8 protein-coding genes are annotated in these 9,232 nt (G+C 59.8%); 7 read left to right on the forward strand and 1 reads right to left on the reverse strand.

Annotated features, from left to right (window positions below; all coding sequences use genetic code 11):
- Positions 1-438 precede the first annotated feature (438 nt).
- Genes ACZM96_RS04885 through ACZM96_RS04895 form a run of 3 tightly spaced genes read left to right on the forward strand, consistent with a single transcriptional unit; the run spans position 439 to position 2,615 of the window.
- Positions 439-1,329 (forward strand): radical SAM protein, encoded by an 891-nt coding sequence (locus ACZM96_RS04885; RefSeq protein ID WP_489487733.1) that lies wholly within the window; start codon positions 439-441, stop codon positions 1,327-1,329.
- A 12-nt stretch (positions 1,330-1,341) separates the two neighbouring features.
- Complete coding sequence (locus ACZM96_RS04890; protein WP_489487734.1) at positions 1,342-2,061, forward strand: flavodoxin family protein; 720 nt, start codon at positions 1,342-1,344, stop codon at positions 2,059-2,061.
- A gap of 53 nt (positions 2,062-2,114) precedes the next feature.
- Positions 2,115-2,615 carry a flavin reductase family protein gene (locus tag ACZM96_RS04895; RefSeq protein WP_489487735.1) on the forward strand — a complete coding sequence of 167 codons (501 nt, stop codon included), beginning with the start codon at positions 2,115-2,117 and terminating at the stop codon, positions 2,613-2,615.
- Between the two features lie 162 nt (positions 2,616-2,777).
- Here ACZM96_RS04895 and ACZM96_RS04900 read toward each other — a convergent pair whose 3' ends face one another.
- Positions 2,778-3,653 carry a LysR family transcriptional regulator gene (locus tag ACZM96_RS04900; RefSeq protein WP_489487736.1) on the reverse strand — a complete coding sequence of 292 codons (876 nt, stop codon included), beginning with the start codon at positions 3,651-3,653 and terminating at the stop codon, positions 2,778-2,780.
- Positions 3,654-4,077: 424 nt separating this feature from the next.
- Between ACZM96_RS04900 and ACZM96_RS04905 the strand changes: the two genes are divergently transcribed.
- The 4 genes from ACZM96_RS04905 to ACZM96_RS04920 all read left to right on the forward strand — a co-directional run.
- Entirely contained in the window at positions 4,078-4,803 is a 726-nt protein-coding gene (locus tag ACZM96_RS04905) for a hypothetical protein (RefSeq protein ID WP_489487737.1), read from the forward strand.
- Between the two features lie 414 nt (positions 4,804-5,217).
- On the forward strand, positions 5,218-6,783 hold the full coding sequence (locus ACZM96_RS04910) for a sigma-54 interaction domain-containing protein (protein WP_489487738.1): 1,566 nt from the start codon (positions 5,218-5,220) through the stop codon (positions 6,781-6,783).
- 149 nt (positions 6,784-6,932) lie between these two features.
- Positions 6,933-8,921 carry an FAD-dependent oxidoreductase gene (locus tag ACZM96_RS04915; protein ID WP_489487739.1) on the forward strand — a complete coding sequence of 663 codons (1,989 nt, stop codon included), beginning with the start codon at positions 6,933-6,935 and terminating at the stop codon, positions 8,919-8,921.
- Positions 8,922-9,046: 125 nt separating this feature from the next.
- The coding region (locus tag ACZM96_RS04920; protein WP_489487740.1) for a hypothetical protein at positions 9,047-9,232 on the forward strand (186 nt) is incomplete at its 3' end.

Below are 9,232 nucleotides of genomic sequence, written 5' to 3' on the forward strand. Positions count from 1 at the left end.
CCTTCCTCGCTGCCTGCGCCGTCAACTGACGCAAAACAACAAACTCCTTGGATGCGGAATCCCGGCAGGGCGCAGGTCAGGCACGCCATGCCTCTGCCGGATCCGCAACGGCGGGCACGGGAGCCAGCTCCCGCCTTCTGCCGAACAGCGCACAACGCTCCTGCGCCGCACGGCCTGCCCGTTGCAACGTCGGTCCGAACTTTCGGGCCGACGTTTTTTTTTGCCCGAATCTTCGTCCGCGTTCCGCGGCGCTCCAGAGCGGCAAGCTCATGGATTGTCAAAGGCTCGGAAGGCCGCCCGCGACATCCTCCGCGCATCCTTTGCCCGTCGTCTTGCATCCTCATCGGCACATTCTTCGCGCTGCGCGCCTTGACATTTATTTAGTAATCACTAAAAATTTATACAGACAAGAGCTTCAACCTTCACGGGAGTCTTATCATGACGTTCACGGAACCAGCCATGCGCCCGCCGCAGGAAGCCCGTTCCCTGCTCCTGCGCGCCACCCAGGGCTGCACCTACAATAAATGTCACTTCTGCTACGTGTCGCGCGGCTACCCTTTCATGGCGGTCACGGAGGATGATCTCGAACGCGAGATTCTTTCCCTGCGCCCCATGTTCTCCGACCATACGCCCGTGTACATGACCGGCTCCAATCCCTTCGCCCTGCCTACGAAAAAGCTGCAGGCGAACCTGCGCGTGCTGCGCAGGCTCGTGCCGAACTTCCAGCGCGTGAGCATGCAGAGCCGCATTGCCGACATCGGGCACAAGAGCGACGAAGAGCTGCGCGAACTGCGCGACATGGGCCTCACGCATCTCTACATCGGCACGGAAAACGGCGACGACAGCGTGCTTGCGCTCATGAACAAGGGGCAGACCTCCGCCGAGGTCGTGGAGCAGCTGCTGCGCCTCGACGAGGCCGGTCTCACCTACATCACGTTCTACATTCTCGGCATGGGCGGCAAGGGAAAGGGGCGCTCCAGCGGCAGCGCCACGGCCGCCATGTTCAATCAGGTGCATCCGCAGCTCATCACCACCACGGGCATGACGATCTTTCCCCACACGCCCCTCGCGGACATGGCCGCGCGCGGAGAATTCGTCGAGGCTTCGGAGCGCGAAAAAATCGAAGAGCTGCAGACCTTCCTTTCAGAACTGACCATAGACGTCTTTTACGACGGCGTGCATTACCTGAACCCGCTCAACTATCGCTTTTCCAACAAGGACGCCGAAGCCAAGCGGCGCGTGCTGGAAGACATCGACGACGTGCTGCGCTCCTGCTCGGATGAAGAACTGGAAGCCATGGTCAGCCGCCGCTTCAAAACCTCCCTGTAAACGGAACCTGCCATGAGCGACACGAATTCTTCCCCCAACGGCAAAAAGATCCTTTCGCGGCGCAACCTCTTTTTCGGCGCGGGAGCCGCCCTGCTTGCGGCGGCAGGTCATGCGCTGTACCGGCACGTGTCCTCCACCTCCGCCGTGAAGGTGGAATCCTTCTCCACGCCCGCATCGGGCAAGAAAAAAAATATTCTGGTCATTACCGGAAGCGCGAGGCAGGGCGGCAACAGCGACGTGCTGGCGGAAGCCTTCGTCAAGGGCGCGCGCGAAGCCGGGCACGACGTGAACGTGTTTGCCGCGGGGCGGGAACGCATGAGCGCGTGCCTGCACTGCGAGGGCTGCTGGAGCACCGGACGCCCCTGCGTTTTGGAAGACAACTTTGAAAAGCTCTGGCCGCTGCTGGAAAAGGCGGACATGCTGGTGTTCTGCAGTCCGCTGTACTGGTACAACTTCAGCGGTCACATCAAGTGCGTCATGGACAGGCTCTATCCCTACTCCAAAAAGCAGAAGCTGCGCGACATGCCGGTTCGGGAGGCCATGCTGCTCATGTGCGGTGAAAGCCTGTTTCTGCGGTCCTTTGCCGGACCGGCGGAAGCCTATCGGCAGATGCTCGGCCTCAAAGGCTGGAAGGACAGAGGACGTCTGTTCGTCACCGGCGTGAACGACGCGGGCGACATGGTGGGACACAAGGCGCTTACCACGGCGGAAGACATGGGGAAAAACGCCTGATCCCCGCCTCGTTCACCCCGACTTTCAACAGAAAACCCATGCAAGGAGCAACCATGAAAAACATTCCTCTTCTCGATGTGGCCAAGGTGACCTCGCCCAATCCGGTAACGCTCATCTGTTCCCGCAACGACGCGGGCGTCACCAACCTCGCGGCGGTGTCCTGGTGGACCTATCTCAGCATTGAACCGGCCACCATAGGCTTTGCCATGATGAAGCCCTCCTACACCGGAGAAACCGTGAGAGCCAACAAAAACGTGGTGCTGACCATTCCGGGCGAAGCGCTGGCCAAACAGGTCATGCAGTGCGGCTGCTCCACCGGCAGAACGAAAAGCAAGGCCAGGGACTTCGGCATCGAACTCAAGAGCCTGCCCGACTGCGACATTCAGATTCCCGTTCACAGCGCGGCGGCCATTCAGTGCCGTCTGCGGGAATTCGTCGATGTAGGCGATCACTACTTCTACATCTGCAACGTGGAAAACGTGTACGCCGACGATCAGGAACGTCCGCTCTTCGCCTGGAACGGCTACTCGAAAATCGCCCCGCTCCAGAAGTAAGCGCCTTGGCGCATCCTCTTCCACAACGGCGTTCAGGCCGCGAAACACTCCTCGCCGCGCCACGCCGGTCGGCTCGCCGGACGACAAAAAGGCGGACTCCCATCCACAGCACGGAGGGAGACCGCCTTTTCTTTTCTCTGCGCGGCGCAGCTTTCCGCCTGCTCAGGCTCTCTCGCGCAGCTCGGCAAGAAGCAGATCCGCGGCTCTCGAAAAGAGCTGATTCTTTTTCCACACGACGTCCACATGGGATTTCAGCGTCGGCGTCAGCGGACGAAAGCACAGCGCCGAAACCCCCGCCGTGTTCACAATTCCGTCGAGGCAAAGAACGTATCCCGTGCCCGCCTCCGCCATCATCGCAGCGTTGAACAGCAGATTGTACGTGCCGACGATGGAAAGCTTGTCCGCAGGAACGCGCAGCCAGCTCAAGAGCTGTCCTCCGGCCAGCGCCTGGCGGGAACAGATGAGCGGCAGATTCCACAAATCCTCCGCACGCACGGCGTCGCGCGAGGCCAGCGGACTGTCCCGGCGCATGAGCACGCCCCACCGGTCGGCAAGCGGCAGCCGCAGATAATGATACTTCGTCACGTCGTGCGGCTCGATGAACACGCCGAAATCCAGCAGTCCCTTGTCCAGACGTTCCGCCACGTCGGCCGCGTTGCCGCTGTAAAGATGATACCGTACTCCGGGATGCCGCGTCATCAGATCCCGCACGACCGCCGCCAGAGAACGGAAGGCCTGCGTTTCCCCCGCGCCGATGTGCAGAACGCCCGACACTTCCTCTTCAGCGGCGGTCACTTCCTCCCGTGTCTTCTGCACGAGATCCATGATCTGCCCGGCGCGCTTGCACAGCAGCATGCCCTGCCGCGTCAGCGTCACCTTGCTGTTGCCGCGCTCCAAAAGCTTCACGCCCATTTCTTCTTCGAGTTCCATGATCTGCCGGGAAAGACTCGGCTGCGTGATGTTCAACGATCTGGCCGCCCCGGAAATGCTCTGCTCCCGCGCCACGGCGAGAAAGGAGCGCAACGTACGGAATTCCATGCTGTTACCCTCGTGTTCAGCCGAACATAATCCATGCTTTAAAACTATGTCAACGTATTCGCTATAACTATTTGCTATCGCTCTACCGTCGTTTTATCATGAAGGCAAACACCGGACTCCGCTTGGAAAACACGCGCGCCGCGCCATCTTCCGCAGCGTCGCCGGACAACGGCGGCAGTTCCGCCTCCTGCGCGGACTGCGCGCAGGCGTCTGACGCCAGCCCCGCCCCGGGCTGCTCGACGCCCCGCGTCGTCCGGCAAAAAACTTTTGCTCCGACTGGCAGCATCAGGCAAGTTTTTGCCCAGAATGCATCTTCATCCTCATGCGGGCGTCGTCTATTCTGAGCATCAGAATAGAATATTTCCCGAATCCGGCTTCCGGGAAGAGCTGCTTTCCCGTCGGCCGTCGCGCCCCGGAGTCAACGATGAACATGCCCGCAACCGTTCTCACGGATCTTGTGCTCCTTCTGCTGTTTCTTCTGCTCATGGCCGCCCCCCATACCGGCGGAGCGGTCCATGAGTGGCTGGGCGTTCTGCTGACCTTTGCCCTTCTTCCGCACGCATGGCTCAACCGCGCCTGGTACAAGTCGCTGCTCAAGGGCCGATACAACGTCACGCGGGCCGCCCGGCTCGCGCTGAACGCCCTGCTTCTTCTCATGCTGCTCGGCACTCTGGCCAGTGCCGTGCCCATTTCCCGAACGGTGTTCGCCTTTCTCGGACTCGAGGGCGGGCTCTCCGCAAGAACCGTCCACGTCTTCTGCGCCCACTGGTGCTTTCTGCTTGCAGCCGTCCATCTCGGCGTTTACGGCAGGCGATTCTGCGCCCCGTTTGCGCGCTTTCCTGCCGCGCCTCGTCCGCTCGGCTATCGGCTGACCTCCTCCGGCCTGAGCGTCGCCCTTGCCTTGTACGGCCTGCACGCCTTTTTTCAGAGAGAACTGACCTTTCCGCTGACCATGCAGAGCTCCTTCATGCTGTGGAGCGAAAACGCCGCCCTCTTTCTTCTGGACTACGGCGCGGTCTTTTTTCTGTTCGCCTGGACAAGCTTCCTCCTGGCCACGCTGTCGCGCACATGGCGCTCCCACGCCTCGCTCTTTCTCCGCGCCGGGGAAAGACGCCCCTCGCCTTCCGATCAGCCCGAAAAGCGCTCATAGCCTCCGGCCGTATCGCCGCTCTCTGCCCGCCAGTGCTGCAAGGGGCCCCGCATCATCTCGCCGCCGCGTGATCCCCCAATGCGTCTGCCTTCCGTCATGATGCCAGAGCCTCACTGCCATGCCTCCCCCCTCGCAAACTCGCGAAGCGGCGAACTTGCCCTTTGCTGATGATGCATGGATCTATTGCCTTGAAAAAATATTAACGTATGACGCATGGAAAATATCGCCCATTTCTTCACCAAACTCATGCACAACATCGAAAAAATCTTCCTTTTTCCCCCTGTTGTTGTCCATAAAGACAGAAAAACATCTCTGCCATCAGAGAAAATACATATGTTCATGCGCCACAAGAGGAATGCATTGACAGGCACATGAAAAATTATCATGGATTAAGGAAACACCGCCGAGGATGCCATGCTTACTTTTCTTTTTCCTCCTGATGCGCCGGATGCGTCGTTTCAGCCTCTTTTCAACGAGATGGCGCAGTTCTTCCAGAAGGACATGCCTCTGCCCGAGGGCATGGCGGAACTTCACCGGATTTTGAAAAAATATTTTCCCCTGGAATACATTCTGGTCACGGCAGCCACGGAGCGACAGGGCGAAGAACGCATGTTCCTGTTTCCCGAAATCACGGGCATGCGCAAAGTGACGCTGAACAGCACCCCCGAACAGCTGCTGGCCCTGAGTCACGGGCCCGAGCGGGTGGTGCGTCTCGGCGATCAGGACGATCACGGCATCACCCTCGGCGTGATTCACAGACTCTTTCCCGAACGCAGGTTTTCCGCGCTCATCATCCGGGCGGTGATGGCGCAACGCCTGATTGTTTCTCTCTCGCTCATCGTTCTTGAGCACCGCGGAGAGAACGTGTTTCACGCAGGGCACGTGAACGCCGCCTTTGCGCTTCTCGACGATCTCATGCGGTATTTCGGACGTCATGTTTCTTTGAAAGCCGCGGGGAAAAAGCGGGAGGAGCCGGGGCGGTATCTTCCGCTGGTGCAGCTTCCGGGCATGCATCAGGTGTGCGAAATGATATGGCAGGTCTCCCGTCAGGACTGCCCCGTGCTGCTTCTCGGCGAAACCGGCACCGGCAAGGAGGCCGTGGCGGAAACCCTGTACCGCTCTTCCGGACGCCTGGATGCGCCCTTCATCAAGATGAACTGCGGCAGTCTGCCGGAATCGCTCATGGAAAGCGAACTTTTCGGCCATGAAAAGGGAGCGTTTACCGGCGCGGTCGCTTCCCGCAAGGGCTTTTTCGAGCGCGCACACAGGGGCATGCTGCTGCTTGACGAAGTGGGCGAACTTTCGCTTCCGGCGCAGACCAGGCTTCTGCGCGTGCTTCAGGAAGGCGTGCTGGAGCGCGTGGGCGGCGACGAGGAGCGGCGCATCGACGTGCGCATCATTGCCGCCACGCACAGAAATCTCGACAAGATGGTGCAAAGCGGCAGCTTCCGCTCCGATCTGTACTTCCGCCTCAGCGTGTTTCCCATTGCCATTCCTCCGCTGCGTCGTCGTCCGGAAGACATTCCCGTGCTGATACGGTTTTTCATCGCCCGAAAATGTTCCGAATACTGCGTGCAGAACCTGCCCGAGCCCTCCCCGGAAAACATGAGGGAACTGCTGGCCTACCCGTGGCCCGGCAATCTGCGGGAGCTCAGCAACGCCGTGGAACGCGCCGTCATTCTCTGGATGGGCGACATGCGCCGTCCGCTGGTGATTTCTCCGACGGCCCGGTTCATGCCGCAGGAGCAGGCCTCGGCTCCTGTGGCCGTTTCCTGGGGCGCACCCTCCGTTTCCGAACGATTTGAAACACTCAACGAAGCCGTGACGCGGCACATCCTCCGGGCGCTGGAGCGCTCCGGCGGCAAGATCAGCGGCAGGGGCGGAGCCGCCGAGCTGCTCGACGTGCATCCCAACACCCTGCGCGCCCGCATGCAGAAACTGGGCATCCGTTATGATTCACAAAATATAGTGAAAAATTGACACGGTATTTAGTAAAAAATACACGAAATATCGTTAAACAATCTTTTATCTCATTGATATTCCTAAATATTTAAAAATGGCATGCTTTTTGCTTTTATTCCGGTAAAAGCAAATTCCCGGCCACACCGCCGGCTATACAGGAGTATGCCATGATCCGTGCCTATCCCCATCTTTTTGAACCTCTTCAGGTTGGAAAGATCCGCTTCAGAAACCGCATCTGGACCGCGCCCACGGCGCAGGCCATGCACTTCATCACGCCCGAAGGCTACATCCGTCCCGAGTCCATCGCGCATTTCCGCAACAGAGCTCTCGGCGGCGCGGCCTGCGTGACGCTCGGCGAAGCGGCCGTTGATCAGGATCGCGGGCGTTCTCACTTCCACAACGTGAACCTGCAGGACATCAACAACCTGCCCTACCTCACCCAGATGACCGACGCCATTCATCAGGCCGGCGCCATCGCCTCCATTGAAATCGAGCACGGCGGCAAGTACGCCTTCCCGCTGGTCAACGGAGGCAGAAACCCCATTGCGCCTTCCGGCTGCGTGCTTCCCAACGGTCAGGTCGTGGATGAAATCACCGAAGAGCAGATGGACGAGGTGGCCGATCACTTTGCCGAAACCTGCCACTTCCTCCAGAACGCCGGCTTCAAGATGTGCCTCGTGCACGGCGCGCATCAGTGGCTGCTCGGCGAATTCCTCTCCCCCGCGGAAAACCACCGCAAGGACAAGTGGGGCGGCAGTCTGGAAAACCGCGCCCGCTTCTCCATCATGGTGCTGGACAGAATCCGCAAGCGCGTGGGCCCCGACTTCCTGCTGGAATACCGCATTTCCGGCACCGAAGGTCAGCCCGGCGGTCTGGAAATCGATGAAGCGTGCGAGTTCATCAAGATGATCGAAGACAAGATCGATCTCGTCCACTTCTCCCGCGGCAACCGCGGCGTGCTGCGCAGCCGTCCCGAAATGTTCCCCTCCGAATTCATGCCCAAGTGCCCCAACGAATACATGGGCGTGGCGGCGAAAAAGCACGGCATCAAGATCCCCGTCATCATCGTGGGCAGCATCACCGATCCTGAAGACGCCGAACGCATGATCGCCGAAGGTCACTGCGACGCCGTGGCCATGGCCCGCACCGTCATTGCCGATCCCGAATGGGCCAACAAGGCCCGCCTCGGCAAGCGCGAAGAAATCCGTCCCTGCATCAAGTGCTTCAACTGCCTCGATGAAAAGAACGCCCGCGTCTTCGGCGGCGGCATCACCGGCTTCACCAGAGACGTGGTCAAGCGCTACGCCTGCTCCGTGAACCCCCGCATCGGCATTGAAACCGACATCATTCCTCCGGCCACCGAAAAGAAGGTCGTGTCCATCATCGGCGGCGGTCCCGCCGGCATGCAGGCCGCCATCACCGCGGCCGAACGCGGTCACGAAGTGCGCCTCTATGAAAAGAGCGATCACCTCGGCGGTCAGATTTCCTTTGCCGACTACGTGTCCTTCAAGTATCCGCTCATGGAATTCAAGAACTGGCTCATCCATCGCGTGGGTCAGCTCGGCATCAAGGTGTTCCTGAACACGGAAGCCACCCCCGAACTCATCGAAGCCGCCTACCCCGACGTGGTCATCGCCTGCACGGGTTCCGTGCCCGCCCTGCCCAAGATTCCGGGCATCGACGGCAAGAACGTCATGCTGGCCACGCAGGCCTTCGTGAACCGCGACGCCGTGGGTAAGAAGGTGGTCATCGTGGGCGCCGGCGACACCGGCTGCGAATGCGCTCTGCACCTCGCCGAAGCCGGCCGCGACGTCACCATGGTGGAAATGGATGAGTTCATCGCCCGCCGCACGGGCTACACGCAGCGCATCGTGCTGGTGGAAAAAATCGACACCAACGAGCATGTCTCCTATCTGACCAAGGCCTGCTGCAAGAAGATCACCGACAAGGGCGTGGAAGTGGAAACTCCCGAAGGCGTCCGCTTCCTGGAAGCCGACACCGTGGTCATCGCCCTCGGCACCCGCGCCCTTCAGGATCAGGCCGAAGCCTTCCGCGACTGCGCTCCCACCTTCTGGCTTGCCGGCGACTGCGCGGAAGGCCCGAAGAACGTCCGTCACGCCATCCGCAACGGCTATGACGCCGCCTGCCGTCTGTAATTCCCGGAACGTCCGATAAAAAAGCCTGTTCCGCTGGCCGCTCCCACCGGCGGAACAGGCTTCCTTGCAGGCAGACACAACATTGTGGCCTTCTCCTCCATATCCTTATGACGAAGGAGTCAATTATGTCGGCAGACGCTCAGGCAGGCATGGGATCCGAAGAAAAGAAACGGCTTCTGAAACTTCTTTTCTGCCTTATCTTTCCGCTGATATGCTTTGCCATTCCGGAGAGCACGGGAATAACTTCCACCATAAAACTCTTCCTGTACATCACCTTTGCTGCAATTCTCATGTTTGCAGTGGATGTTACA

This window comes from Mailhella sp. (assembly GCF_057866825.1).

What these genes read in the sequence shown, in the direction of transcription:
- ACZM96_RS04885 (WP_489487733.1), top strand. Translation starts at nt 439, where the DNA reads ATGACGTTCACGGAACCAGCCATGCGCCCGCCGCAGGAAGCCCGTTCC.
- ACZM96_RS04890 (WP_489487734.1), top strand. Translation starts at nt 1,342, where the DNA reads ATGAGCGACACGAATTCTTCCCCCAACGGCAAAAAGATCCTTTCGCGG.
- ACZM96_RS04895 (WP_489487735.1), top strand. Translation starts at nt 2,115, where the DNA reads ATGAAAAACATTCCTCTTCTCGATGTGGCCAAGGTGACCTCGCCCAAT.
- ACZM96_RS04900 (WP_489487736.1), bottom strand. Translation starts at nt 3,653, where the DNA reads ATGGAATTCCGTACGTTGCGCTCCTTTCTCGCCGTGGCGCGGGAGCAG.
- ACZM96_RS04905 (WP_489487737.1), top strand. Translation starts at nt 4,078, where the DNA reads ATGAACATGCCCGCAACCGTTCTCACGGATCTTGTGCTCCTTCTGCTG.
- ACZM96_RS04910 (WP_489487738.1), top strand. Translation starts at nt 5,218, where the DNA reads ATGCTTACTTTTCTTTTTCCTCCTGATGCGCCGGATGCGTCGTTTCAG.
- ACZM96_RS04915 (WP_489487739.1), top strand. Translation starts at nt 6,933, where the DNA reads ATGATCCGTGCCTATCCCCATCTTTTTGAACCTCTTCAGGTTGGAAAG.